1 protein-coding gene is annotated in these 352 nt (G+C 37.8%); it reads left to right on the top strand.

The window, feature by feature from the left end:
- Nucleotides 1-99 precede the first annotated feature (99 nt).
- The coding region (locus BCT81_RS05250; protein WP_277869796.1) for an imelysin family protein at nt 100-352 on the top strand (253 nt) is incomplete at its 3' end.

Genomic DNA, 352 nt, shown 5'->3' with positions numbered 1-352 from the left:
ATAAAATTGTAAGTTTGTATTATTCAAATCCGTAGTGTAAATGATAATGGTTTGCACTATTACTACGAATAATAATTTAAAGCTCAACAAGGATGCTTCATGACTATCAAATCTTTAGTGACAAAAGCCGTAACTTCGTCACTCATTTTTGCCTCTGCTTCTTCTTTCGCTGCAGTAACTCAAGATCAAGTTGTAGAACATTACGCAGATATTGCACACGCGGTATTTGCAGACTCAGTAATCACAGCAAAAGCGTTGAACTCTTCTATTGATACCTTCTTAGCTTCTCCTTCTGCTGGCAACTTCGAAAAAGTAAAACTGGCTTGGCTTGAGTCTCGCGTACCATACCAAC

This window comes from Vibrio sp. 10N.261.52.A1 (genome assembly GCF_002876325.1).
GTDB classification, from domain to species: domain Bacteria; phylum Pseudomonadota; class Gammaproteobacteria; order Enterobacterales; family Vibrionaceae; genus Vibrio; species Vibrio chagasii.
This window is presented reverse-complemented; position numbering and strand designations above follow the sequence as displayed.